The 26,877-nt window shown below is 43.2% G+C and carries 18 protein-coding genes; 3 read left to right on the forward strand and 15 right to left on the reverse strand.

Translation table 11 applies throughout. The features are described from left to right. Nucleotides 1-5 precede the first annotated feature (5 nt). The 7 genes from D1814_RS17285 to D1814_RS17315 form a co-directional block, all read right to left on the reverse strand. Entirely contained in the window at nucleotides 6-1,310 is a 1,305-nt protein-coding gene (locus D1814_RS17285) for an AMP-binding protein (RefSeq protein WP_118494736.1), read from the reverse strand. Next, a complete protein-coding gene (locus D1814_RS17290) occupies nucleotides 1,303-3,117 on the reverse strand; it encodes an IucA/IucC family protein (RefSeq protein WP_118494739.1) in 1,815 nt (604 codons plus the stop codon). The genes D1814_RS17285 and D1814_RS17290 overlap by 8 nt, the downstream gene beginning before the upstream one ends. After that, complete coding sequence (locus D1814_RS17295; protein ID WP_118494741.1) at nucleotides 3,107-5,002, reverse strand: IucA/IucC family protein; 1,896 nt, start codon at nucleotides 5,000-5,002, stop codon at nucleotides 3,107-3,109. The genes D1814_RS17290 and D1814_RS17295 overlap by 11 nt, the downstream gene beginning before the upstream one ends. Nucleotides 5,003-5,152: 150 nt before the next feature. After that, entirely contained in the window at nucleotides 5,153-6,517 is a 1,365-nt protein-coding gene (locus D1814_RS17300; protein WP_118494743.1) for an MATE family efflux transporter, read from the reverse strand. A 280-nt stretch (nucleotides 6,518-6,797) separates the two neighbouring features. After that, nucleotides 6,798-6,950 (reverse strand): DUF2256 domain-containing protein, encoded by a 153-nt coding sequence (locus tag D1814_RS17305; RefSeq protein WP_118494745.1) that lies wholly within the window; start codon nucleotides 6,948-6,950, stop codon nucleotides 6,798-6,800. Next, a complete protein-coding gene (locus D1814_RS17310; RefSeq protein ID WP_118494747.1) occupies nucleotides 6,937-8,475 on the reverse strand; it encodes a cryptochrome/photolyase family protein in 1,539 nt (512 codons plus the stop codon). Before D1814_RS17310 ends, D1814_RS17305 begins: the two co-directional genes overlap by 14 nt. Nucleotides 8,476-8,478: 3 nt before the next feature. After that, complete coding sequence (locus D1814_RS17315; protein ID WP_118494749.1) at nucleotides 8,479-9,903, reverse strand: cryptochrome/photolyase family protein; 1,425 nt, start codon at nucleotides 9,901-9,903, stop codon at nucleotides 8,479-8,481. A gap of 112 nt (nucleotides 9,904-10,015) precedes the next feature. Here D1814_RS17315 and D1814_RS17320 point away from each other — a divergent pair, with 112 nt between their 5' ends. Further along, entirely contained in the window at nucleotides 10,016-11,323 is a 1,308-nt protein-coding gene (locus tag D1814_RS17320) for a DASH family cryptochrome (RefSeq protein WP_118494751.1), read from the forward strand. Between the two features lie 12 nt (nucleotides 11,324-11,335). Further along, nucleotides 11,336-13,000, forward strand: coding sequence for a cryptochrome/deoxyribodipyrimidine photo-lyase family protein (locus D1814_RS17325; protein ID WP_118494753.1), 1,665 nt, complete (start codon nucleotides 11,336-11,338; stop codon nucleotides 12,998-13,000). On the opposite strand, the gene D1814_RS17330 is transcribed toward D1814_RS17325, so the two are convergent. Then, a complete protein-coding gene (locus D1814_RS17330; RefSeq protein ID WP_118495427.1) occupies nucleotides 12,997-13,284 on the reverse strand; it encodes a hypothetical protein in 288 nt (95 codons plus the stop codon). The genes D1814_RS17325 and D1814_RS17330 overlap by 4 nt on opposite strands. A gap of 207 nt (nucleotides 13,285-13,491) precedes the next feature. Between D1814_RS17330 and fabA the strand changes: the two genes are divergently transcribed. Then, nucleotides 13,492-14,010, forward strand: a complete 519-nt coding sequence (gene fabA / locus D1814_RS17335; RefSeq protein ID WP_118494755.1) for a bifunctional 3-hydroxydecanoyl-ACP dehydratase/trans-2-decenoyl-ACP isomerase — start codon at nucleotides 13,492-13,494, stop codon at nucleotides 14,008-14,010. 97 nt (nucleotides 14,011-14,107) lie between these two features. Here the strand turns inward: fabA and rmf are convergent, their stop codons facing one another. The 7 genes from rmf to D1814_RS17370 form a co-directional block, all read right to left on the reverse strand. Continuing rightward, entirely contained in the window at nucleotides 14,108-14,284 is a 177-nt protein-coding gene (rmf, locus tag D1814_RS17340; protein WP_039220169.1) for a ribosome modulation factor, read from the reverse strand. 302 nt (nucleotides 14,285-14,586) lie between these two features. Continuing rightward, the gene (locus tag D1814_RS17345) at nucleotides 14,587-16,344 is read right to left on the reverse strand and encodes a DUF3466 family protein (RefSeq protein ID WP_118494757.1); all 1,758 of its coding nucleotides are present in this window, start codon (nucleotides 16,342-16,344) and stop codon (nucleotides 14,587-14,589) included. A 12-nt stretch (nucleotides 16,345-16,356) separates the two neighbouring features. Beyond that, on the reverse strand, nucleotides 16,357-18,297 hold the full coding sequence (uup, locus tag D1814_RS17350) for an ATP-binding cassette ATPase Uup (RefSeq protein WP_118494759.1): 1,941 nt from the start codon (nucleotides 18,295-18,297) through the stop codon (nucleotides 16,357-16,359). Beyond that, the gene (locus tag D1814_RS17355) at nucleotides 18,294-18,527 is read right to left on the reverse strand and encodes a glutaredoxin family protein (protein WP_118494761.1); all 234 of its coding nucleotides are present in this window, start codon (nucleotides 18,525-18,527) and stop codon (nucleotides 18,294-18,296) included. Before D1814_RS17355 ends, uup begins: the two co-directional genes overlap by 4 nt. Beyond that, nucleotides 18,524-20,620, reverse strand: coding sequence for a bifunctional 23S rRNA (guanine(2069)-N(7))-methyltransferase RlmK/23S rRNA (guanine(2445)-N(2))-methyltransferase RlmL (gene rlmKL / locus D1814_RS17360; protein ID WP_118494763.1), 2,097 nt, complete (start codon nucleotides 20,618-20,620; stop codon nucleotides 18,524-18,526). The genes D1814_RS17355 and rlmKL overlap by 4 nt, the downstream gene beginning before the upstream one ends. An 84-nt stretch (nucleotides 20,621-20,704) precedes the next feature. Further along, a complete protein-coding gene (gene pyrD / locus D1814_RS17365) occupies nucleotides 20,705-21,712 on the reverse strand; it encodes a quinone-dependent dihydroorotate dehydrogenase (RefSeq protein WP_118494765.1) in 1,008 nt (335 codons plus the stop codon). Nucleotides 21,713-21,876: 164 nt separating this feature from the next. Then, the gene (locus tag D1814_RS17370; RefSeq protein WP_118494767.1) at nucleotides 21,877-26,715 is read right to left on the reverse strand and encodes an NAD-glutamate dehydrogenase; all 4,839 of its coding nucleotides are present in this window, start codon (nucleotides 26,713-26,715) and stop codon (nucleotides 21,877-21,879) included. Nucleotides 26,716-26,877: the final 162 nt, after the last annotated feature.

Consider the following 26,877-nt stretch of genomic DNA (forward strand, 5'->3'; position numbering starts at 1 on the left):
GGGCTCTAGGCTGTAGCTACTTGAGTTTCTGTTTCTAATTGATAGCTTTTTGCTATGGCTTTTCTATTTACCTTGCCATTTGGCAAACGGGCAATAGCGTCGACTTGAACGAAATCAAAAGGGACTTGATAGGTTGCTAAATGCTGATGGCACCAGCGTTTTAACGCAGCTTTATCTTCATTGGTATAACGACGGGGCGCACAAAATTGTAGGTAAGCCCGATAGCCTGTGCTGTGGTCTTTTACTTTAAATAAAACCGCATCTTTAATGTCGGGATGGGTTAATACAATGTCCTCAACATCTTTGGGGTAAACGTTAAGACCCGAAACAATTATGGTGTCATCTTGGCGCGCAACAAAGCATAGCTGGCTCTTGCCATCGATGGTTTCGAAATAACCAAGGTCGCTGGTATAGATCTCTGAAACTTGACCATCGAGTGGTTGCTTTACCGTTATTACAATTTCACTCGGTGCTTTCGAGTTATCACCAGCTTTAACGGTAACATGAGGAAGCACTTCACCTATTACATTAGCGCGGTCAAAGGTTTCGCTTATTGCAACACATCCTGCTTCAGAGCATCCGTATTGCTGATAAAAATGTTTGATTTTGGATTTGGTTCGGTCAAACACGGGGCCTGACATCAAGGTGCCAGAGGTCATAACAGCGTGAAGCTTACTGTTGTTGGGCCAAAGCATGCATATCGTATCTATCATTAATGGTGACGAATACAATAGCGGTTGCTCAAGTTTAAGCAGCGCTTTAAGTAAATGCTTGGGATTGATACTCGTAAAGACTCTAGGGTGTTTACCTCGCGCTAATCCAACTAATATCCCGCATATAAGCCCGTATGAGTGAGTAACGGGGCAAGCAATAACCGGAGTCATAGAGTTCGGTGCTCTAAAATGTGCGACGTAAGCCGCTACCTCTTGGTCAATGCTACGCCAAGACCGTTTGATACTTTTCGGTTCGCCAGTGGTCCCCGAACTCATTTGAATTAATCCAGGCGCAGTGTCAGGCATTTCGTTATGCGGAAATAAAATCACATTGTCGAGTGTTTGGTAAATAAGTGCATAGCACCCGGCTCTATTGGCGTATTTTTGGGCCAACGCTTCTGGCGTACTAGCATGAATAGGCATAACAGTAAGCCCGGTTTCTTTTGCGTAAAAACACAGTGAAAGCCAATCAGTAACGCTTTCAATGCACACAGCAATACTACCTTTTTTTGCTTTTAGGTAAGGGGTATTTGAAAATACCTCAAATTTTGAGCTTATATCTTGGGCTGAGATGACTTTATCGTCGATACTAAGCATGTGACTCTCCACAAGTATCTTTGAAACATTTGGCTAATGGGTTATCAATGGTGTGATGAAACTCTTCATGCGTACTGCTTGCATGAAGTTTTTTCTTTAAAAGTGATTCAGTAATGAAGCGTGGTTCAAATAGACTCAGGCGATTTATACGAGAGTAGTCTGTAACTCCGCTATCGTTGTACGAGCGCAAAGTGCACGCTACTTTCGACCAAAAGAAACCCTCGCTACAGTAATTGTGTTTAGAAAAAAGAAAGGACAGCTCCGTTAAGTTATAAACAAAGACCGTATCCACGAATAACTCTCGCAATGCGCCGATATTATCCATCCAGTAATAGTGGTTTAAAGGGGCGTTGACGTACTCAGGGTTTATCTTTTCAAACTCAGGCACAATGCTTGCGTTTGCAATAAATTCAGGTACGTACTCTAAACTCTCATGAAAATCACGTAACACCACTTTCTTTGGTAAACCGTCGTCCAATATTAAGGACATGTTTTGAGCATGTGCTTCTACTGCAATACCGTGATTAACCAATAAATGCCATACGGGAAGCACTGCAGTATTGATAAGTGCGTCTAACCATTTTTCTACGCCGTGTTTATCAATCCAATGGGCAACAAATGGTTTGCCGTCTTGTTCAGTACTTGCAAGGATGGCAAAGGGTACAGTTTTAGAGTTAGGCTCGTTTAACACGCTAGCGTCACGAAAGATAGCGCTCAGACTCGGTGACAAAGCGTTAATCCAACTACCGTTTTCGCTATGATCTTCGGAATTTTTTAAAGCAATGCCGGCGTATTCTTTTTGAATAGATAGAACGTTTTGGCTTTGTAACCACTCATCATTATTAATTACGTTGGCTAACCAATTAGAAATATGGGGGGCAGTGCAGACTGAATGAGGTTCAATCGTACGCAAAGACGAGGTATTTACCACATTAAGCGGTAGCTTTACGCTGGCTTTATTTACATTACTTGCATTGAGTAGGGTTCTTAAAGACGTACTCGCTTGATAGTCATCTCCAGCAAGCCCAAGACAGTAAATTTTTTTATCTGCTGTAGGTTGTTGGAGAATGGGCTCTAGCTTGTTGTACTGCCACGGGTGCACCGGCACTATGCCATAATCTTGATGATTTCCCCCCTGCTGGCGCAAGATATCAGTCAAATAGTTGTAGGTAGAGTGGCCCAGCTCTCTTTTCCAGAAGCTTTGTTCGACCTCGCCGTTAAAATTTGCACTTAAAAAGTCACGCTTTATTGCAAGCCAATGAAGCTTAAACGTTCCGCCGGTTTCAGGGCCGTATTGCTCATGATCTGCAACACTAAAGCCGCTTCTTGACTTAAAGCATGGGTGGTACGGGTGCCCTTCTATAAGTGCAGATTCTAAGCGGTTATAACTAAGCGCGCGCCTACTTGGCATTTGAGCCAGGTTCTTTTGATTCCAGCGGCAAAGTAATAACGTGTGTTCTAATTCATCGGCGAGTTGAATCCGCTTTTCTTCGGCGTAAGGTAGCGAATGAATCAGCTTGATAGCGTTGGACAGTGTTAAGGGCACACCATCTCTTTTAATTGAATCAGGATCTAAACGAACTCTACTGAAATGTGTAATTTGGCCCTGGGCCGTTATCAGTGCCTTGCCAATATTTAACGTAAACTTTCCGCCTTCAAAACAGTATTCGATTAAGCCCTCGTAGAGCAAAGCTTCAAACAGCTGGCGAACAACGCGCTTCTCGTTTTCACACATCGCTAAAGCACTTGCTTCTTTCAATGCAACCTCTGGTGCTTCGGTTTTTTCTAAAATGAGGTTAGCAAGCATCGGCCACTACCTTATCTGTACTTTTTTCTTGTTGCTCGTTAACTAATAATGGCGCTTCACTCAGCTTTCCAACACTTTTAAATGGGTTGTTTACCCATACATACACGGCTAGCTCATCTTGTGCTTCTAGCTCATCAACATCTTCTACCCGAGTTAGAAGGTTGGCTTTAAAAGGAAGCTTTTCTCGCTCTAACACTGAGGTGACGAATGCCGAGCCCAATGAACCTAAGCTGGGGAGCATGGATTTTAATCTACAGTGGACTATGTGTAGTAACGTAGGCTCTGGCGCAAGCTGGTCGCTACCGAGGCGATTAATAACAGCAAATAACTGATTGAAGAAAAGATAGTATGTGAATCGATTGATTATCATCTGCTCACCATAAAACAGGTCTTTGCAGAGAACGAGTTGAGGCTCCATGGTTTCAAGTATTTGTTGTCTTTCTCTAGACAAATAAAAACCTTGGTTATCGCGATAATAATAAGCTGCAGGGTAACCTTCTGCCATTGATAAAAGCGAGTTTTGTTGATGCGCTTCTAAGGCAATACCACACTGGTCAAAGAGCCTTATTGCCGGCTCGATTGCACAGTTAAAATAACTATCAAACCACTTAATAGCCACTTCACTACTATCAATGCCCTCTTTTTGTGCCAGTGAATGAATGATATTCGCAAGTCGAGAATGCGCACCGGGAAAAAGAGGATCTTGAACAAGCGCTGCTATAGACTGCGTTCCGCCAAGGCCATCGATTTGACTCGCTTTATTAAAAGGGTTCTTTCTTAATATCAATTCAAACCCGCTTTCTTTCGCATTCCCCGCGTTGAGAGAAACGTATGCAGGGTCATCGATAAATTTGAATTCAGGGTAGAGTTTAGAAAAACCACACCGTTTTAGTAAGCGGCAAAGGGTGACGCCAGCCTCTAATTCATGGTGCATATTCTTTCTTAAAGAATTGGTTACCTTCACAGGTATAGATACCTTCACCATATAATCTAACTCTGCGTTATACAAAGTTCTTACTGAAGACGTGGGCGTAAATAAAGGCCCTAACTCACCCAAGTGAAGCAACTTGCCCTCATCAAGCAATTTTTGTATATGAGCCTGAGCACACAGCCAGTCAGCTTGCAGCGGATGTACCGCCAACAATTTTAAATTCTTACTATGTAATTCCTTGATAACCCCTTTGGTTGAAGGGTCGCCATCGCATAACGCTATATTCTCTAGTATTTCAAAAGCAGACGCTGTCTCTGCACTATTAGAAAAAGTGATGGATTGCTTAGCTGCAAAATAATGCAGTTTGAAATTCCCTTTAAGCTCTGGCGTGAAAAGCTCATGTTGCCAACGGTGCATACCCTGCCTTGATTTTGGCGTTGGGTGTAACCAATGGCCAAAAAGAATGGCTTGTTCCGAATCTATAAATTGATTACTTTCGAGGGCGGGATCACCAGCGCGATTTTCCAAGTACATCGCCATAATTTGGTGACTTTCTATCATCCTGGCATAAAGTTCTAAGCTTTGCTCTGCGATTGTGTCTGTTGATTCCTTATTTGTTTCGCCCCCACTGTAAATCTCGTCGATAAGCAATAAAATAGCGCTCATGAAGGAAATTTCTTCCCACTGAAGGCTATTGGGAAGTTGTTTGTAAACCGAATTGAAGACATGTCGCCCTACCGTAGAGCGATACGATGCGGATACTGAAAGCCGAGTGTTGTTTGCGGTTAGATAAAGCTCAACGGCATATTTATCATTTTGATGTAGCTGGACGCCTGTTCGAATGACCCAATCTGCTTTAGTGTGCCAAACCCCCGTATCGATTTCTTTGATATAAGCATTCATGAATGCTTGAAATGACGCGTTATTAGCTTGTTTCTTAGCTACTGAAGTCATGGTTATACCCTTTTAGGATGAGCAAATTACCGCGACAATCTAGTGAGAATAGTTCTCATTAGCAAAGACTTTTACATTTGTTACATGTGGTTATTTTTTGGGTGTTATTTCTTAGGCGTTTCTTTCTAAGAGCTTCTTTTAATGTTTTTCTTAGGTTTCTCTTTTCATGCAATGCTTGCAAACAAAAAAGACGGCGCAGCAAAGTGTCACCCACTCTGCAACGGGAAGTGCTATGAGGAACGAAAAGTCAGGATTCTTATTTTTTGATGTAGAAGACGTGAAGTAGAATAATAAAAATAGAAGGCCAACTGGAAACAGTATACTTCTGCTTAACGCAATAACAGCAGACTGAAATGGCTTTTCAATGGCAGTTAGAAAGACACTAAGTAATACATTACAGCCGTTAACAAGGAAAAGCGGCCAAATATATAGAATGATGCTATACGCGTAGGTAGAAACTTCATATTGTGTTGGGGCAAGAAAAAGGCCAACGAAGAAAGGTTTAAACCACAGCAAACACGCTGTCATTATTAGCCCAACAGTAAATACTGTCGCTAATGCTATTAACAGGAAAGCATTGACTCTTGTTGGTTGTGAGGCACCCCGGTTGTAGCTAACAAGTAGATGAAGTGCGTCTGCGATACCGAAACTAAGCATGATGCTAAGGAATATAAAGTAATTAACCGCACTGTAGGCCGCTACCCCATCGCTGCCAGTTTTAATAACCAGTAGTGCATTGATGACTAAGAAAAGTACACCCACTGAAATTTCGTTAGTAAATTCTGAAATACCGTTTCTTAATACGCTGAATAGCCTGCGCCAGGGTTTATTAAACGTTGCAAGTGTTACGCCTCGGTTTTTATCTGCGAAAAAAGCGGCTAATACAAAGAGCTGAAGAGTTTGTGCTACGCCTGTCGCATAAGCTGCGCCCTCAATCCCATAACCCCAATGCCCTACAAATAGTGCATCTAACGCTATATTAGTCAATGCACCTATAAGTAATGCAGTGGTAGCAAGTTTCGTGTATCCATCCGCTCGAACTAGGTAGTAGAACACCATGCCCGAAAATTGAAGGATGAATACCCATCTAAGCACGGAAAAATATTGCTTTGTCAGCGGCACAATGTCAGACGGTATATGAAGTAGCCAAAATAATGCAGGTTCTGCAATGTAGCTTAATACTGCCAATACAATATTAAGCGTTACCGTAACTATTATTATTTGCGTAAATAATGCACTGGCTGAATAAGTGTCGCCCTTCCCCATGAAGGTGCCGATAGTAACGCTTCCACCAATTGCGAGCATCAAAGAAAGCGCTACAAGAAAGGTGATGTAGGGTAAAAGTAACGTAACTGCGGCTAGACCTTGTGGGCCGACGTATTGGCCTATAAAAATACCATCAACTAAACTGGCGGTTGTTAAAGCACTAAGGCCAATAAGTGATAAAAACGATTGTTTGAAAAAAGTGCTTAATAAAGGGTTGTTTAAAATTGCAGCTTTTGCAGACAGTGCCATTACTACTTCTCGAACTTGATTTGCCGTAATCCTAAGTTCGTTGAGCGAGTCGTTCAATGAAGGTTACATTTGACACATATGTTAATGACATGTAACAACCCTCTAAAAAAGGCTTTATAGTATTAGTCGCCAATGGTAACTGTTTAAAGGCGAGTTCGTTAACAAGTCAATGCCGCTGCATCCTAGATTGTTGGTATTAACGGGGGCAAGTACATTTGCTATACGGTTGGCAAACCAAGAAGCGTCATTATTCTTAATTTGCCAGTTTATTTGCACTAGGTTAGACATTGTTTACCTGTGCTTTATTCTTTGAAGATGCACACCGCTTCGAGCAAAAGCGAACGTTTTCCCAGTTTTTCTCCCATTTCTTACGCCATGTAAACGGCCTATCGCATACTGGGCACATTTTAGTAGGTAAGTCAGACTTCTTCATTTTTAGTTAGCTTTGATAAAAATATTGTGGCGTCCTGTTTCATGGTTTCTATATTTTCTTCTTTCATCCGCCCATAGGTTTTATAAATCATGGCCATACGGTGATTGTTACTTAGCTTTTCTTTGTGCTTATCAATAAAATGCCAGTATAGGTAGTTGAACGGGCAAGCCTTTGGTCCCGTTTTTTTCGAAACTTGATAGCCACAGTTTTTGCAGTAGTTGCTCATTTTGTTGATATAGCTACCACTCGCGACATATGGCTTACTGGCTAAGTTGCCGCCGTCGCTGTACAAAATCATTCCCGCTACATTGGGCAGTTCAACCCATTCGTAAGCATCGGCGTAAACAAGCAAATACCACGCTTGTACCTCTTCGGGGTTTAATTCGGTCAACAAGCTAAAGTTGCCAACCACCATTAGCCGCTGTATATGATGAGCATAAGCGTTTTGTTGGGTTTCCTTTATGCATTGGCGCATACAATTCATATTGGTTTGTGCATCCCAAAAGAAAGAAGGTAACGCGCGAGTGTTATTAAAATAATTGTCCGTTTTTAAATTCGGCATAAAGTGCCAATAAAAACCTCTTACATATTCACGCCAGCCGAGTATCTGCCGGATGAACCCTTCAGCAGAATTAAGGGGTACTTGCCCAGCATGATAGGCTTGCTCGGCAGCTTGAATGGCTTCTTTGGGAGTTAATAACCCGCAGTTTAGGTAGAACGCGATATGAGAATGATAAAGCCAAGACTTTCCCTCGACCATGGCGTCTTGATACTGACCGAAATTTGGCAGCCTTTGTTCTATGAAGGTGTTTAAAACGGTAAGAGCGCCTTTCCGCGTGACCGCAAAATGAAAGTTATCAATATCACCAAAATGGTCGCTGAATTCGTGTTTTACTAGTTCTATGACATCTGAAGTAATATCGTCATTGTCGAATGTGGTGTGCTTTGGTACTTTTTGGGTTTCTGGCATAGATTCACGATTTTGAGCATCGTAATTCCACTTACCACCAATAGGGTTTTTCCCATCCATAAGTATTTTGTGCTTACGACGCATTTCACGGTAGAAAAACTCCATCCGAAGCTGTTTTTTACCTTCCGCCCAGTCTGTAAACTCTTGGGGGGTGGATAAGAAACGATTGTCTTCACATATAGTAACGGGTATACCGAGCACGTTTCCCCACTGCTCTATACTTTTCAACAAGCGGTATTCACCAGGCATGGTCACTTTTACTTCAGCAAAATCCTTTTCGCTTAATGTGTGCTTAACTTGAGCGAGTAAGTCGCCTTTGTTAGCGCTATCGGTGTAGTGAACATAGTTAACGTTATAGTTTTCATCGCGCAAACGTTTAGCAAAGTGGCGCATAGCGCTAAATAAAAACGCTATTTTCTTTTTATGGTGCTTTACGTACGTCGCTTCTTCACGAACCTCCGCCATTAGAATGGTATCTTTGTTTTTTACAGCATTGGCAATAGCCGGTAAGGTTTCGGTAAGCTGGTCGCCTAAAACTAAAATAAGTGCTGCCATAGCCTACTCTTTTATTTGCTGAAATGCGTCTAAAGCACGCTGCCGTGATGCTTTTAAATCAACTAGCGGCTTGGGATATTCTTTACCAAGTTCAATCCCTGCATCTTTTAGTATTGCACTAGGTGCTTCCCAAGGCTTGTGTATGTACTTATCAGATAGCTTATTCAATTCTGGACAATACTTACGAACATAGCTGCCTTTTTTATCGAACTTTTCGCCCTGTAATAGTGGGTTAAAAATGCGAAAGTATGGCGAAGCGTCGGCCCCAGAACCTGCTACCCACTGCCAACCGGCACTGTTACTGGCAAGGTCTGCATCTAACAGTGTATCCCAAAACCACCGCTCACCTTCATGCCAGCTAAGCAGTAAGTTTTTCACCAGAAATGACCCCACAATCATGCGTACACGGTTGTGCATGTATCCGGTTTGCCATAGTTCTCTCATACCCGCATCGACAATTGGTATTCCGGTTTTTCCTGTTTGCCAAGCCTTAAGCGCCTTAGCATCTGAACGCCAAGGAAACTTATTAAATTTTTCGTTGAAGTTTTTATTTGGCAGAGTTGGAAAATGGAATAGCAAGTAGTAGCTAAACTCACGCCAACCTAATTCGCTCAAATAGGTTTCAATGCTTTTGTCTTCACTATTGCCAAATTTGTCTTTTATTGCGTACCACACTTGGTTTGGCGAAACCTCACCAAAGTGCAAATGGGGCGATAAGCGTGATGTGCCGCGAGCTGAAGGGATGTCTCTTCCGTCTTTATATTTACGCGCAGACTTTTCAATAAAATCTGCTAAATTATCCGCAGCTCCGTCTTCGCCTGGCGACCATTCTTTCGAAATGGTCTCGTCCCAATTGATAGTGGGCAGTAAGTTTAGCGATGCTAATTCAATACCTTCATTTTCTACATCTGCATAAGTTATGCGTGCTGGCGGCGCTTTAGGATAACGCGGCTCTTCTACTTGCAAACAACCTTTCTTGTAATAAGGAGTAAATACGCGATAAGGCGTGCCGTCCTTTTTGAGCACTTTCATTGGCTCCCATAAAAGACTTCCATTATAGCTGTGCGCTTCGTAATCACTGCCAATGAGAGATTGCTTAATCTCTTTATCGCGATTTATCTGCCATGGTTCATAGCACCGGTTCCAAAAGATAGCTTTTGCGTCAAAAGATTTCATTAATGTTGAAATGATATCCTTTGGGTTGCCTTTAAAAATTTGTAGGTGGCCATTAAGGCGCTGATTCAGAGAAGCCAAAGAATGATGAAGCCACCATTTACTGGCTCCTCCAGGTACTCTACCGTCAGGGGTTGTATCATCATAAATATAGATGGGAACTATTTTCCCCATATCACAAGCTGCATTTAATGCAGGATTGTCTTTTACGCGTAGGTCTTGTCTGAACCACATGATACTAACAGGAACGGTCACTTTTTTTCCTCAGGCGTTGCGCCAAATCTAAATATTATTCGTATCTTATATCTTACGTAGTAAAGCGGATTCAAGATCCGTCAAATTATAAAAAATAACGCTTAAAATTAGTATGATAAATCAGCATTCCAACGATAAACCTCAATCTAGTGATAACCGAGGACTATTCTGGTTCAGGCACGACCTAAGGCTGCACGATAATGCGGCTATTACGGCGTTGTGCGAAAAGGTCGACCAAGTTACGTTCGTCTATATATTAGATGATAAGAACTTTAAGCCCAACGCGTTTGGGCTTAATCCAATGGGCGAGCACAGACACACCTTCTTGCTGCAGACATTAGTAGATTTAAAGCAACAGCTAGCAAAGCTTGGGCAGGATTTACTTATTGTAAAAGGTAGCACTGCAGAGTGTCTAGTTGAGCTGTTAAAATCTGGGCAGTACACCCACCTTGGAGTGAGTCAATATTGTGGTTATGATGAAACCGCAGAATTAAACACAGTAAAACGTTTCTTTGATTCACTAACCGTTGTCGAGCGCTCGACGTTTGGTCTTTTTGATGCGCAAACATTTCCGTTTAGTATTGAAGAGATGCCCGATGTTTTTAGTCCGTTTCGAAGAAAAGTAGAGAAACATTGCAAACCGTTAGCGGTTCATCCTACACCAGAGTGCTTTCCTACCCCCTTCACACCAACATTAGACGCGTCTTTTCTATTCAGTATTGACCTCGATTTACCGAAACCGTCTGAATCGTCATTCGTTGGTGGTGAAACCGCAGCGCTTTCTCACCTAAACACGTATCTGTTTGACTGGCATGCTGCGTCATCTTACAAGGAAACACGCAATGCACTTGATACATGGAAAGACAGCACAAAGTTGTCTGCCTGGTTAGCTAATGGTTCACTTTCTGCGCGCGAAGTGATGAGGCAAGTTCATAACTTTGAAGAGACCGTAGAAAAAAATGATTCCACTTATTGGATTTATTTCGAGCTGTTGTGGCGAGAGTTTTTTCACTGGCTGCAGTGTAAGTATGGCGCTAAATGGTTTCGCTTTAGCGGCATTCAAGGTAAAACACCTTCCACTTCACATTGCCCTGACACCTTTGCACAGTGGTGTGAAGGCAATACTGGATACCCTATTGTAGACGCGTGTATGCGACAACTTGCAGAGACAGGCTATATGTCGAACCGCGGTAGGCAGCTTGTTGCTAGCTGCTTTGTACACGAACTTCGGCAAGACTGGCGTTACGGTGCTGCGTGGTTTGAACATCAGTTAGTTGATCATGATGTGGGAAGTAATTGGGGAAATTGGCTTTACCTTGCCGGCGTGGGAAGCGACCCTCGCGGACATAGGCAATTCAACCTTCAAAAACAGACTGAAATTTACGACCCGGCAGGCGCATTTCGTAATAAATGGCTTTAGTTATTTAACTGTATGGCGTCAGATAACTTAAAAAAGGCTAACTCAAAAGAGACAGTCACGGTTATATGGTTAAAGCGAGACCTTCGCTTACGTGATCACGAGCCTTTTTATCGCGCTGTTCAGGCAGGTGAAAAGCTGCTCCCACTTTTTTGTTGGGAGCCCTCGCTTATTGCAGACCCGCATATGGATATTCGCCATTGGCGATTTATGCAACAAAGTATAGATGACATTAACAGCCAATTGCCCGCTCATGCCCGTGTTTTGACCTTGCACTGTGAAGTAATAGAAGCACTTGAACTTATTGCTCAAAATTATAACATTGATGCGGTTAGGAGTTACCAAGAAACCGGCCTTTCGGTTACGCATAACCGCGATATTGATGTTGCTAAATATCTGATAAATAGATCTATTATGCTCGCTGAATATCAGTATGGTGCAGTAATACGTGGTCTGCCTCATAGAGCACAATGGCAGCAAAACTGGGAGCACCATTTCGCAACCGCCACCTATGATTTTGATATAGAAACGGCTAATTGGGCTAACTGGCGTGAAATTTCAGACATTTTAAAAGCGTCGAAATCTATTAACGAGATAGCTGAACTTAAACGGTCATCGCCTGACCTACCCAACTACTGTAGCGGTAATATACACGATAGCGCATTCAAGGGCGAAATGACTGAAATTGAAGTAACACCTAATATCGCTTTGATGCAGCCTGGTGGTGAAAAGCGTGCTTGGCAGGTTTTGAAGGATTTTTTCAGTTCTCGTGGACAGTATTATCACCAACATATTTCAAAACCTGAGTATGCACGACGCGCATGTTCACGATTAAGCCCTTATCTCGCATGGGGCAACATTTCTATCAAGCAGGTGTATCAAAGCGTTCAGTTGGAAAAACAAGCTAAGAAAGCTTTGCCAACATCACAGCGCAAACAGTGGAGTCGCGCCCTATCCGCTCTAACATCCAGACTGCATTGGCACTGCCACTTTATTCAAAAATTTGAAAGCGAGGCCAGTATAGAGTGGCGCCCGATGAACAGAGCTTATGAACACTTTCCGTTTATAGACGGCCCAGAAGCTGAGCGACGTTTCTATCTTTGGAGCATTGGACGCACAGGTTACCCTCTAGTAGATGCCTGTATGCGAGCACTACGACAGACTGGATATATTAACTTTCGGATGCGGGCAATGGTAACGAGTTTTTTGTGTCACCACTTAAACGTGCACTGGCTTAAAGCCGCACATTATCTTGCAACACAGTTTTTAGACTTTGAACCAGGTATCCATTATCCACAAATTCAAATGCAGGCGAGTGTCACCGGTATTCATACCGTTCGACTTTATAATCCGGCAACACAGTCACAAAAATTAGACCCTGATGGCGTATTTATTAAGAAGTGGGTGCCAGAGCTAGCTAAACTACCTAATGAAGCCGTTCATGCGCCTTACGACCTACCGCCATTAGAAGCGCAAATGCTTGGCTTTGATGTTAAACAAGATTATGCGTTGCCCGTTATTGATATTGCAGAGAATAACCGTATAACAGCGAAACGTTTATGGGACTATCGCGAGCGCGATGATGTGGTAAAAGAAGCGCAGCGTATTGTCAGGCGCCATACCATGCAAAATAGTCCAAGCAGAATGTGGCTCAAATCGAAAATTGAAAAAACAGCCTAACGGTTATTCTTTCTTAGCCACTCATTTAATAGCTTAATCTGACCACACTTGTAGGCCGCATACATTAGCCGCATAGCGTTCGACATAGCTTCACTGTCGGTCCAATCTGTTTTTTCGCGTATTTCGTCATAGCATGCCTTCGCTTCCGGGCTGACATAGCCTCTCACTAGCTTTTTGCCGGCGTCTTTTTGTCTTTCTCTAAAACGACGTTGTTTATCAGCGTTCGCTTTTGCTCTATCTGCAGGGCTTTTTTTACTGGTTTTTTTTGATGTTTGTTCTGTCATAGTTTTCACACACAAATACTATATTGTGGAGCGTAGTATAATCGCTGTTTATAAATTGCACGCATGGGGCGATATTTGTACGGATTAAATTTATAGTAAGTATAGTAGCACGCGTTTTTCTTCAGAAAAATGACTGTTCAGAGTTGTTTGGCGTACAAGTGTTCGCTAAATTAACACCGTCACTTAAATAACAACAAAGAGTTGGGAATGTCCGAGAAGAAAAGTAGTTTTAATAAAGATGATTTATTGGCGTGTAGCCGTGGTGAAATGTTTGGTCCGGGTAACAGTCAATTGCCTGCACCAAATATGCTAATGATGGACCGCGTTGTATCCATTACTGAAGACGGCGGCGAACATGGCAAAGGCGAAATTATCGCTGAGTTAGATATTACCCCAGATTTATGGTTTTTCGATTGCCACTTTCCAGGTGACCCTGTCATGCCAGGTTGTCTTGGACTAGATGCAATGTGGCAACTAGTTGGCTTTTTCCTTGGTTGGAGCGGCGGGCCGGGTAAAGGGCGAGCGCTTGGGGTTGGTGAAGTGAAGTTTACTGGTCAAATTCTACCCACAGCAAAAAAAGTAACGTATAAAATCACGATGAAGCGCGTAATTAAACGTAAACTTTTCATGGGTATGGCAGATGGTTCGGTTGAGGTAGATGGCCGGGAAATTTATGTCGCAAAAGATTTGAAAGTAGGTCTATTCCAAGATACATCAAATTTTTAAGCGCTGCTCATTCAGCACTGCATAAAACGCTTACGCACAAAAAAGCCCCTTTTCAGGGGCTTTCCTTTTTGCATAATCAGTTCATAAAAGAGAAGTGTTATTTGACGCTTAACCCTAAGTGTCTATCTTCTACTGCCTCACGCCATCCACCTAACCACTGTGAACGTGCATCGTTTTGCTGAAATGGACAATTTTCCTTTGAACGACCGCTAATACCAGCTTGATAGCCTTTAGAATGGGCGCGAGTCATTTTATCTCTTTTTTGTCTTTTCATTGATTAGCCTCTTTTGTTTGTTGAATGTACAACAAATCATTTTCTCGAGCGCTCTACATCATATCGGTTGATAGTGCCGGAAAATTGATCGCGTACATTACTTTGATAGTGCAATTAACAAAATGGTTCAAGAAAAATATAAAATTAAAGCGCTTGACAATCGATAAATAAATGAAGTTTCAGTGAAATTTATATTACATTTTTTATGCATAAATATGTCTATTTTTGCGCCTTTAAGGCATAAAAAAAGCCACACGAATGTGGCTTTTAAAATGCATTATAGATTAACTTAAAAAGGTTATTTATTTTTTAAAACGTCTACGCACAAAAGCAGCAGCCAACAAACCAAAAAATGCGAACCAGCCAGTAGATGCGCCACTGCGCTCAAACGGTTGTTCGTCCTCAGGTACCTCACAATCTTCAATAGAACCATTAGCTAATGGAGATAGCTTAACCGCAACGACAGAATCAACTAGTTCTGTTTCTCCGCTTGAGTTTATGATGTCGACGCCAGTTACGTATTTACTGTTTGATTTAATACGCGCATTAGCAATAATTTCGTTGTCGTCGTTGATATCAACCGCTTCAATTAATTCGTAGGTGTTGTCACACGAAACTAGATCATTTAGATCCAAAAACTCTTCAGTATCAATGTTATACATAAATGCAGCAGTTTCACGTAGCGTGTCACTTGTAGCATCGACATCTGCCTTACCCACCACGATATTGTTATTGTTAATTGCGTTAGCAGTAACACCTGCACTTACGAAAAAGCCATCAGGATATTTTTGTTCTTGCGTATCGAGGTTATATACGAATAGGCGTGAACGCGCGATATCGCTTTGTGAGCGAAGTACGGCGCCAGTTACCCAGTTTTCGTCGTTGATAGCAATTGCTTGACTGATAATGTTCTCTTCTCGAGGAAGAAGCTCAATGGTCTCGCCGTCTCTAAATACCGTTGCAACGCGCTCACTTTCAGTCAAGCCAGATTGGTTAGGACGAGTAATTGTAATACGATCGCCAGTTAGCCCTTCACCTACTGCAATACCTTGGTTGTTGATATCATAAGCATAAGTAAAGTAGTGTGAAGTATCGTCTTCATCTGGCTCGAACAATAATGGGTAAGTATCTGTGCTAATCACATCTCCATTAACGTCAACTTGCCATATGGTGGCATTAACTTCTGACAATAAAACGAAGCCTGGCAGATAGTTCGTAGATGTATTGAGGAAATAGCTAGAAATGCGTGGTACTGCAAAATCACCATTGTAAATGGTGAAGAGACAACGGCCTTCAGACTGGTCGCCACGTAACTCATCGTCTTCACAGGTTTCAATAGCTTCCTCCACATCGTCTTGGAAACTAACTGTACTAAAGCCTGCGACCTGTAAGTTTGCATTAACTGCACGGGCTGAAGAAAAGCCGCCGGCTGTGGTGTCTACAGCTGGTAGCGCTTTAGATACGCCAGATGCTTGAATGAAACCTTGTTGAGCTGATTCCGCGTAAGTGTAGTTGATGGTATCGCCATCTTCATTTTCGTATGGGTCTAAAACGACCAAACCAGATGAATCACCTACTATAAAGTTGCCGTTTAGGCTGTCTCTACCTATTGCTTCCACCGAGCGGGTGTAATCATCAAATTTGTCAGTCACTTCGTCTAAGCCTGGCACCAAAGAAATGTCTTGCGTGTCAGCTAAGAAGGTTCTGAAAGGTGCAAGTTTTTGACCTGTGGTCGCAGTACTATTAGAGAGCAAATAGTTAACTATTGTCGTGTAATCTGCATCAGTGAAGACTCCTTGGCGCGCATCGTCTTCATTTTCTAAAGCTGAGCCATTAACATCAAAGAAGGTTGTGTCGTCTTCAAGCTGATCTACATCTACTGGGGGATTGTATTCAAGCTGAACTACAGACAGCATTTTGCCTGAGTTATCGATTGAACGAGCGAAATTGTTTCTAGCGGTATCCTGTAAAGGAAGAGGCGTCACTGAATAGGTCGCGGCAAATGCCGAAACACTTCCTGTTGCCAACAGAACGGCGGCGGCAAGCTGAGTTCGTTTCATTTAAAATCCTATTTACTGCTGATTATCTTCCAGCATACTTTCTAGTTCATCCCAGCGCGCATATTTCTGGGAAAGTAATTCTTCTTTATCTGCCAGTTCGGCTAACGCCTTGGCAGTAATGTCACTGTCTTGTTTGAAAAAGTCTGGGTCGTTGACTTTTTCTTGCATAGCCTCAAGTTCTTCCTCAAGTGTTTCTAGTTCTTTGGGCAAGGACTCAAGTTCACGCTGGTCTTTATATGATAGCTTTTTCGTCTTACGGGGAGAAGACTTAGCACTAGGACTGTCAGAAGCTAAATTAGTTTCATTCTTTACCTTGGCTTTCTCTTCCTTTTCGATTTGCTGACGTTTTTCCTGTTGCTCTTTATACCAGTTTTCTACGTCAGTGAAACCCCCTATAAATTCACGAAGCAGGCCGTTACCTTCAAAAACTACGCTGCTATTAGCAACATTATCCACGAATTCCCTGTCGTGGCTTACTAAAAGCACGGTTCCAGTATACTCGTTGAGTAAGGTTTCAAGCATTTCTAAGGTTTCGACGTCTAAGTCGTTAGTCGGTTCATCGAGAACCAAAACATTGCTCGGTTTAAGCATAAGTTTGGCGAGCATCAAGCGGTTTTTTTCGCCCCCTGACAGTGACTTAACTGGCGCATTTACGCGTTCAGGCGTAAACAAGTAGTCTTGCAAATAACTAATTACGTGGCGCGGGTGGCCGTTCACCATAAGGTCGCGCTTACCATCGCCTACTGCATCGATAACTGTTTGCTCTAGATCTAAACCATGTCGGTGCTGGTCGAAATACGCAACTTCTAGATTCGTGCCTTGCTTACAGTAACCTTTATCCGGCTGTAATTGGCCTAAAAGCAGTTTAATAAGTGTACTTTTACCGCAACCATTAGCCCCTATTAGTGCTAATTTATCACCGCGTAAGACATTTAAGTTTAGGCTATTTACGATAGACTTACCTTCAATGCTATAGCTTAAGTCTTTTACCTCAAACACCATTTTGCCAGAGCGCGCGCCCTGATGTTGGTTAACCACTGCATTGCCCTGCACTGCTCTGCGCGCTTTGCGCTCTTCGCGTAGTTTTTTCAGCGCTCTCACTCGGCCTTCGTTACGGGTACGACGAGCTTTAATACCTTGTCGAATCCATACTTCTTCTTGCGCAAGCTTTTTATCAAATTCAGCGTTTTGCGACGCTTCAACTTCTAAATCGTGCTGTTTTTTCTCAAGATAGGTTTCGTAATTGCCTGGATAGCTGGTAACAGAACCGCGGTCTAGGTCAATAATTCTCGTTGCCATGGCGCGTATAAAAGCACGGTCGTGGCTGACAAATACAATAGCCCCTTGATAGTTGCTTAAGCTCGATTCAAGCCAGCGGATCATTTCAATATCAAGGTGGTTAGTGGGTTCGTCTAACAGCAATAAATCCGGCTGACGTACTAGCGCACGCGCTAACGCGGCTTTTCTGCGCCAGCCACCAGATAACGTTGATAACGATATTTCAGGGTCCAGTTTAAGCATGGTAAGCGTTTGCTCAATTTGCTGCTCAAACTGCCAAGCGTCTCTAGCCTCTAATTGCTCTTGCAAGCGCTGGAGCTTATTTAAGTTAGCTTCACTAGGGTCTTCACCCACAATGCGGGTTTGATGAAAATAAGCTTTTAGCGTTTCACCGACATCAGATAAACCTTCAGCAACGTAATCAAACAGTGTTACATCTGTCGTTTGTGGCGGGTCCTGCTCTAAACGTGCGATTACAGTATTATTTTCAATAATACGCTGGCCATCGTCGGCAATAATATCCCCTGCGATAACTTTCATTAGGGTTGATTTACCGCTTCCATTGCGACCAACTAAGCATACGCGCTCTTTGGGCTGAACAACCAGTTCAACACCGTCTAAAAGCGGTGGATTTCCATATATGACAGTGATGTTTTTTAACTGCAAAATGCTCACTGAAGAAACTCCTCTAAATCGGCGGCATTAAAAGGCCATCCAATCTCTTTTTCATTATCGGCCCGCTTTAACACTGGGATACGGGCACCATACAGATGATAAAGCTCGGTACTTGTGCGAATGTTGACTTTCTCAATATCAAGTGACGAAAATGTAGACGTCTGCTGAAGCTCTGCATCGGCTAAATCACAAAGGCTACATTGGGGGCCCGTGTAGAAAATTATTTTCATGAACGCAAAATCCAACACTGGTGTATTTTACCCTTACGAGCAAAATCTTCGGGTATGGTCTCGTGAGTTATATTTTCAATCGTCAAGCCAAGGGCATTAATGGCTGACTCGTCAAGCTTAAACCCACGTTTGTTGTTAGAGAAAATAATCGTCCCCTGCTCTTTTAAGCAGGCTTTGGCGTCGGTAAGCATCTTTACATGGTCGCGCTGAACGTCCCATGTGTTCTGCATGCGCTTTGAATTTGAAAACGACGGTGGGTCGATAAAAATAAGGTCATATTTACCTTTGTGCGTACCTAACCATGTGGTGCAATCGGCTTGAATGAAGGCATGGGGGCCATTTAGTTTATTTAACGCTATATTTTTCTTTGCCCACTCTAAATACGTATTTGACATATCTACTGTAGTTACAGATTTTGCGCCGCCCTTTGCCGCAAATACCGAAACGCTGCCCGTGTAAGAGAACAGGTTGAGTACGTCTTTACCTTGGGATAAGGCTTGCACTTTTTGACGAGTATTGCGGTGGTCCAAGAAAAGACCCGTATCCAGGTAATCAGTAAGGTTAACCAGAAAACGTGCGTCGTTTTCGAACACTTCCATCATTTCGCCAGACTGGTTTATTTTTTCGTATTGCTTAGTGCCTTTTTGCTGGCTACGTACCTTAAGTGCTATGTGCTTAGGAGAGACTCCAGTAACTGCCGGTAGGTGTAGTAATACCTCTTGCAAGCGTTTACGCGCCTTGTCTTCCGAAACAGTCTTCGGAGGTGCATATTCTTGTACTACCAGCCAATCACCGTATCTATCTACGGCCACGTTATAATCGGGAAGATCAGCGTCGTAAATTCGGTAGCAGTTTGTGTTAGCGCCCTTGATCCAGCCTTTCATACGCTTGAGGTTTTTCTTCAAACGATTAGCAAATTCATGGTTGCCGGCGTCTTCACTAAATTGAATCGTGTTTTGTTCATCAAGTACATAGTTAGCTAAACGGCACTCTAACTTACCATTATTCATGGCGTAATCTTTGGTTGCGCGTAGCTTTAATACCCGTAGCAAATCACGGTTACTACTAAGCAGCGATACATGCCAGCCTTTCCAAGCTTCTTTAAAACGTTTACCCCAATCGCTAAATAGCGGTATTAATGAAGTTAGTTCGCCTAAGCGTTCACCATACGGGGGGTTAGACACAACGTAACCTGGTGTGCTAACTGGCGGCGACGATTTCGTCGCATCTTGCTGAGAAAACGAAATATCATTGAATACGCCAGCGAAATCGGCATTAGCTTTTGCAATCGCAACCATTTTACGACTGAAGTCGCCCGCATAAATACCGCCACAGCTTGGCTTTTGAACCGAAATGGCATGCTCTACCAAATCTTCCCAAATCTTTGCTTCGTGACCGAGCCATTTAGTAAAGCCCCAATATGAACGCTTAATCCCCGGCGCTATATTTCGAGCTATATAAGCAGCTTCTATTGCGATAGTGCCTGAGCCACACATTAAATCTACCATGGGTGCATCGGTGTTTTCTGTCCAACCACTGCGCATAAGCATTGCGCTGGCGATATGCTCCTTAAGCGGAGCGTCACCGGTCTCTTGTCGGTACGCGCGTTGGTGCAGACTCGCTCCCGCTAAGTCTATACCCAATATCACATTGTCACGATGCAGTCTGGCATAAACAGAGATATCAGGGCTTTTACGCTCGACTGACGGGCGAGGCAAACCTTGCTCAACGAATGAGTCAACGATGGCGTCTTTAACACGAACCGCGCCAAACTGAGTATTTTTGATAGCAAAGTTAGTACCGATAAACTGTACAGATAAGGTATGACGTGAATCCATCTGCATTTGCCAGTCAATGCCCATAGCTGTGTTATACAAAGCCTCTGCATCGCCAGCTTTACCGGATGCTAGTACCCAGATTACGCGATTAGCCAAGCGTGACCATAAGCAAAGCTTATAAGCATCTTCTTTTGACCCTTCAAACTGAATGGTACCAGGCCCCTGTTTAATGTGTGCATCAGGGCAAAGGCTTAGCACTTCTTGTTTCAATAGTTCGTCAAGACCGCGACTGGTCGTAACCAGAATAGTATTCATTCATGTACCTGTTTTTGATGTACGCGCTTAACTTGAAGCACGTACACGAGAGATTGGTTTCGGGTGTACTTTAATCCGACTGTATTATAACGCGTTTACGATACGTTTAACGAGTGATGGGCCTTGATAAATAAAGGCCGAGTAGACTTGCACTAATGATGCGCCTGCGTCTAACCGCGCTTGCGCCGCTTCGGGAGAGTCGATGCCCCCTACGCCGATAATAGGTATAGCGCGGTCAAGCGCCTTATTTAGTTTACGGGTTACTTCTAGGCTCATGTCGGTCATCACTGAACCGCTAAGGCCACCCATTTCATCAGCGTGCTGTAGTCCAGCAACCGAGTCACGTGAAAGCGTTGTATTTGTCGCGATCACACCGTCCATTTTGCTGTTAATTAGCGATGCTGCAATACTTTCGATTTCAACATCACTTAAATCTGGCGCTATCTTAATAAATAGCGGTACGTATTTTCCGTGAGTTTGAGTTAGTGTTTCTTGCGCGGCTTTTAAGCCTACTAGCAACTTATCAAGCGCTTCACCGTATTGCAGATTTCTAAGCCCAGGCGTATTAGGTGATGAGATATTAATAGTGATATAGCTGGCGTAAGGATAAACCTTATTTAAGCAAATTAAATAATCGTCGAGTGCTTTCGCTTCTTCGGTGTCTTTGTTTTTACCAATGTTAATACCAATCGGCCCTTTAAACTGGGCTTTTTTTACTTGCTCGACAAGGTGATCAACACCTTTATTATTAAATCCCATGCGATTAATAATGGCGTGCTTTTCAGGAATTCTAAATAAGCGAGGTTTAGGATTGCCAGGCTGTGGACGAGGCGTGACTGTGCCAATCTCTACAAAACCAAACCCCATGCTTGAAAACGCATCAATACAATCACCGTTTTTATCCAGGCCTGCGGCCAACCCCACAGGATTGTCGAAAGTCATGCCGGCAACGGTAACGGGCTTTTTAAGCGTTGGTGTGCTGTACATCCATTTCAGCGGTGTATGTTGTGTCTTGTTTAACCAATTAATGGTGAAATCGTGACTTTTTTCAGGCTCGCACTGAAGTAAGAACTTTTGCACTAGAGATTGCATGGTTGTGTTTAACGCTCGCTTATTAATGGTCTGTTGGTCGTAACTACGGCTCACGTTTACAGGTTATCTGAAAACAAAAAACGGTATAGAGCTCGTTAATGATAACCAATCGGCCAATAAAAAGCCCTGATAAACAGGGCTTAAATCATTAAGGTGCGTGTATTCTAATGGTTAGACTTCACGCTTAAAAGCATCAATTCGCGTAAAGCGACAGAAAATTTCGCAAATTCGTGAGTTGTACTGGTCTTAAACTCTGACATCATGTGATACCAACGTTTAAGAAGTACCTGATTACTCTCAATCCACTCATCTAAAATTTGGTCGGCGTTGCTCACATCTTCGCGAGAAGCTAACAGATTTGCTGCAATTGAACGCTGCTGCCAATCAAGCTCTTCACGATATGATGCACGTGCCAATGCCTGCCAGTGGTTACTTACCGCTTGATTGTTAATTTGGTCTAAGAACCAGTGAAGCTCTAAACGCGAACCCAACTGGTAATAAAGCTTAGCGACCACATCAGTATCGTGCTTGTCGGACTCTACAATTTGAGCCAAGTCAAAGCTTGAGAACATGTTTGAGAAGCTCGCTACTTGATAAGCAATATCCTGTGGCACGCCCTTTTCAATATACTTCTGCGTTTCCGCTTCTAATTGCGCATATTCGCTTTCAACTAAGTAATGCTGTAAGTTTTTCGACAAGATATCGAATGTGCCGCGATAACTCGCAATGGCTTCTTCAATAGACTGTGCTTTATTGCCATGGCGAATATACCAACGTGAGGCTCGACGCATTATTCTGCGCGCTTCATCAAGCATTTTAAGCTGAAGCTTGGCAGGAATAACGTTATCTAATTCTTCAATGCGCTCCCATAGTGTATTCATGTTGAAGATACCGTGCACAATCGCATAGGCATCTGCAATCTCGTTTACACTCGCACCTGTCTCTTCTTGCATTCTGAATACGAAGTTAAGGCCCATATCGTTAACCATATTGTTGGTTAATTTAGTAGCGATAATTTCGCTTCTGAGGGGGTGCTGCTGCATGTGAGCTGCAAATTTCTCGCGAAGTACTTTAGGAAAGGCTTCAACTAAGAGCTTACCGTGGTAAGGGTTGTCAGTAATTTCTGGAATATTAAGCGCATCTTTAAGCACCATTTTACCATAGGCTATTAACACGCTTAGTTCAGGGCGCGTTAGTCCCTGGTCGGTTGCCACGCGATCGGAAATTTCGTCATCACTCGGTATGAACTCTAGCTCACGGTTAAGCTGCCCTTCGCGTTCGAGACCGTGGATAAAGCGAAGTTGCTCTTTAAGTTGTTTCACGCCAGCTAACTCGGTAATAGAGATAGACTGGGTTTGACGGTAACAGTCTTTCAATACAATTCTGCTAACATCGTCAGTCATATCGTAAAGTAACTTATTACGCTGCTTAAGCGTTAGCTCGCCATCATTGACCAAGCTGTTAAGCAAAATCTTAATGTTAACTTCGTTATCAGAACAATCTACACCGCCAACGTTATCAATAAAGTCCGTGTTAACGCGGCCGCCGTTTGATGCATATTCAATACGACCGAGCTGAGTTAAGCCTAAGTTGCCGCCCTCACCTACAATTTTCGCCTGGACGTCTTGGCCATTAACGCGTAGATCATCGTTTGCACGGTCACCCACTTCAGAGTGGGATTCTTTTTTACTTTTAATGTAGGTACCAATTCCACCGTTCCAAAGTAAATCAACAGGCATTTTCAGAATGTTATGAATAAGCTCGTTAGGCGTCATTGTTAATTGACGCGTTCCCAACCACTTTTTCATTTCTGGGGTCAGCTTGATTGACTTAGACGCACGACTAAATACACCACCGCCTTTGGAAATCAGTTTGCTATCGTAGTCTTCCCAGCTAAGGCTTGGATTTTCAAATAAACGTTGGCGCTCTTTGTAGCTTGCTGCCGCATCTGGGCTAGGGTCAAAGAAGATATGTAAGTGGTTAAATGCCGCAATTAACCGCGTGTGCTTTGACAGCAACATACCATTACCAAAAACATCCCCTGCCATATCACCCACGCCCACCGCGGTAAAATCTGTAGTCTGGCAATCGATACCAATTTCTCTAAAATGGCGCTTCACCGACTCCCATCCGCCGCGCGCAGTGATGCCCATTTTCTTATGGTCGTATCCAATGCTTCCACCAGAGGCGAATGCATCACCTAACCAGAAACCAAACTCCTCTGCTATGCCATTCGCAATATCAGAGAAAGTGGCGGTACCTTTGTCTGCAGCTACAACCAAATATGGGTCATCGTCGTCTAGGCGTACTACATCTTTCGGCGGAACTATCTCGCCATTAACAATGTTATCGGTAATATCTAACAAGCTTGTAATGAAAGTGCGATAACAAGCTTGCCCTTCTGCTTGAATAGCTGCTCGGCCCTCACCGACAGGCAGGTTTTTACAAACAAAACCGCCTTTCGCACCAACGGGAACAATGACTGTATTTTTAACCTGCTGCGCTTTCACTAAGCCAAGTACTTCGGTTCTGAAATCTTCTTGACGGTCAGACCAACGCAGGCCACCGCGGGCCACTTTACCACCGCGAAGGTGCACGCCCTCTACGCGTGGGCTGTATACAAAGATTTCAAACTTAGGTAACGGTAGCGGCATCTCTGGAATAAGTTCAGGCATCATTTTAAATGACACATAAGACTTTTCGTTGCCCGCATCGTCTGGCTGATAAAAATTGGTACGTAAGGTTGCCGACATCATATCCAAATAACGACGGATAATACGGTCATCATCAAGGTTACTTACATTGTCTAGCTGAGCTTTGATCGTTTCTAGTATTGCGTCTTCTTTTTTCTGGTTACGCTTTTTCTTGGGGTCGAAGCGTTGGTCAAAGAAGTCTACCAATAAACGGGCAATGTCCGGATAGTTAGACAACGTGTTTGCAATATAGTCTCGGCTAAATGAGCTGCCAGTTTGGCGCATGTATTTGGCGTATGCACGCAGCACGGTCACCTTTCGGCCTGTCATATTGGCGCCTAGTATGAGGCGGTTGAACGCATCATCTTCAAGTGTTTTGTACCACACCTTAGCAAAGGCATCTTGGAAAAGAGTTTGCGCCGCTTCCATATCAAAATGCTGACCACTTTTATGCAGCATGGTAAAGTCCATTACCCAGTTACGCTCACCTTCAGAACACGTGATTTTATAAGGACTTTCATCGATTACGCGTAACCCAAAATTCTCAAGCATGGGCAATACATCAGACAAGTGAATAGGCTCTGCACGGTGGAAAAGCTTAAGCTTAACTACCTGGCTATCAGCATCTTCTTCTTGGGGGCGATAGAACAACATATCCAAGGTGTGACTGTCGTCAAGCATCTCTAGCTTGCCGATATCAACCAGCGCTGCCGAGGGTAGATTGTGCTCCATGTAACTACGAGAGAATGCATTGTTGTATTTGCGCTCAAGCGCCTTACCCGACGCTTCGCCGTGAGCCGCTGAAATTGCTGATGCCAGTCTGTCGTTCCAGGTTTTGGTCAACTCAATAATGTTTTGCTCTATTTCCTTCACATCGAATTCCGCGTTGTTGTCGTTGACTCTAGCAATGTAATGCGTACGGGCATATACAGACTCTGAAAAGAAGGTGGTAAATTCGACTTCTTCAGTAGCGCCTAATGATGCTTTAAGTAGCGCTTGGGTTTCTTTACGCAGTTGAGTGTTATAGCGCTCTCTTGGTACAAATACCATACAGGAGAAAAAGCGGCCAAATGTGTCTTTGCGAATAAACAGACGAGATATACCACGCTCCTGCATTTGGAAAATGCCCATCACAATTTGCGCAAGTTCTTCTGCTGGGGTTTGCAGTAGTTCATCACGGGGATAGGTTTCAATTATATTCGCGAAAGCTTTGTATGCATGTGTGCCTGGCTCAAAGCCAGATAATTCACAAATACGCTTAATCTTCTCTCGTAAAATGGGTAGCTGGGTTACGCTGTTGTTATAAAATGACGCTGAATAAAGCCCTAGGAAGCGATGCTCACCTACTACCTGCCCGTCTTTGTTAAATACCTTCACGCCTACATAATCCATATAGGCTGGACGATGCACGCGAGCACGAGAATTTGTTTTGGTCAGTATCAACGGGTTTTTGCTCAATGCTTCAGCTCTTGCTGATGCCGGCAGTCTGGATAACAGACGTTCGCGGTCGTTTATTGAGTTTTTCAGAAGACCTAAGCTGGTGTCGTTTCTCGGTATCCACCTATGGTCGCCTTCAATTGCTTTGACCTCATAATAGCGATATCCCATCATGGTGAAGTTATGGTCACCTAGCCACTCGAGGTATTCCTTGGTCTGCTTTTTCGCATCTGCAGACACAGGCCAATTGTATTTCGCGTTATTTTTGATAACGTCTTGCAAGGTGCTAGTCATACCCTGCCAGTCTTCAACCGCTAAAGATACCTCATCAACCACTGAATGAAGTTCCTTAGTCAAAGCATCGATATCTTTTTTCGATGTTTGTCTGTCGACTTCAATGAAAATGACGGTCTCTTTTTTTGCGCCATCAATGGTTTGGCCGGGTTCTGCAAAAGCTTCAAGTTTGTTCGCTTTGTCGCGCTTAACGCCTATGGGACTATGAAGAAATAAATGCGCGGTAATGTTCAACCGGTTCAGCAGCATACGCACAGAGTCAACTAAGAACGGCATGTCTGACACAATAATCTCAACAATTGTATGGCTTGAGTGCCAGCCGTGTTTAGCTATTTCTGGATTGAAAACGCGAATGTAAGGCGAAGCGTATTCAAATTTTGCCAAACCATTCCATAAACTAAGTGTTGCACCATAAAGGTCGCTGTCGTTGCGATTTTCTAGGTCGTCGCTTGATATGTTTTTATACAACAGACGTCCGAATTGCTGCACAAGAGACTTCTGCTTGGTATCTACTTTTTTATCAATAAGTGCAAATACATTGTCTAGCAGTACTGAGTGTCGCTGTGAGGTGACTGTCATTTGTTAACCTTTTTTGAATGTCGTAATACCAATTCAACTTGGTATAAGTGCCGAGTACCTAACTATTTTCTCTAATAAATGGCGCTAATGAAAGCCCATTTTTAACCTTATATTAACAGCATAGATAACTATGCAGAAAACACCCAAAAAAAAGGGCCTAAA

This window comes from Alteromonas sp. BL110 (assembly GCF_003443615.1).
GTDB lineage: Bacteria > Pseudomonadota > Gammaproteobacteria > Enterobacterales > Alteromonadaceae > Alteromonas.

Coding starts and splice junctions, on each gene's coding strand:
- D1814_RS17300 (WP_118494743.1), bottom strand. CDS start 6,517: ATGGCACTGTCTGCAAAAGCTGCAATTTTAAACAACCCTTTATTAAGC.
- D1814_RS17325 (WP_118494753.1), top strand. CDS start 11,336: ATGGCGTCAGATAACTTAAAAAAGGCTAACTCAAAAGAGACAGTCACG.
- pyrD (WP_118494765.1), bottom strand. CDS start 21,712: ATGCAATCTCTAGTGCAAAAGTTCTTACTTCAGTGCGAGCCTGAAAAA.
- D1814_RS17320 (WP_118494751.1), top strand. CDS start 10,016: ATGATAAATCAGCATTCCAACGATAAACCTCAATCTAGTGATAACCGA.
- D1814_RS17330 (WP_118495427.1), bottom strand. CDS start 13,284: ATGACAGAACAAACATCAAAAAAAACCAGTAAAAAAAGCCCTGCAGAT.
- D1814_RS17370 (WP_118494767.1), bottom strand. CDS start 26,715: ATGACAGTCACCTCACAGCGACACTCAGTACTGCTAGACAATGTATTT.
- D1814_RS17345 (WP_118494757.1), bottom strand. CDS start 16,344: ATGAAACGAACTCAGCTTGCCGCCGCCGTTCTGTTGGCAACAGGAAGT.
- D1814_RS17290 (WP_118494739.1), bottom strand. CDS start 3,117: ATGCTTGCTAACCTCATTTTAGAAAAAACCGAAGCACCAGAGGTTGCA.
- D1814_RS17305 (WP_118494745.1), bottom strand. CDS start 6,950: ATGAAGAAGTCTGACTTACCTACTAAAATGTGCCCAGTATGCGATAGG.
- D1814_RS17355 (WP_118494761.1), bottom strand. CDS start 18,527: ATGAAAATAATTTTCTACACGGGCCCCCAATGTAGCCTTTGTGATTTA.
- D1814_RS17295 (WP_118494741.1), bottom strand. CDS start 5,002: ATGACTTCAGTAGCTAAGAAACAAGCTAATAACGCGTCATTTCAAGCA.
- rlmKL (WP_118494763.1), bottom strand. CDS start 20,620: ATGAATACTATTCTGGTTACGACCAGTCGCGGTCTTGACGAACTATTG.
- rmf (WP_039220169.1), bottom strand. CDS start 14,284: ATGAAAAGACAAAAAAGAGATAAAATGACTCGCGCCCATTCTAAAGGC.
- D1814_RS17310 (WP_118494747.1), bottom strand. CDS start 8,475: ATGGCAGCACTTATTTTAGTTTTAGGCGACCAGCTTACCGAAACCTTA.
- D1814_RS17285 (WP_118494736.1), bottom strand. CDS start 1,310: ATGCTTAGTATCGACGATAAAGTCATCTCAGCCCAAGATATAAGCTCA.
- fabA (WP_118494755.1), top strand. CDS start 13,492: ATGTCCGAGAAGAAAAGTAGTTTTAATAAAGATGATTTATTGGCGTGT.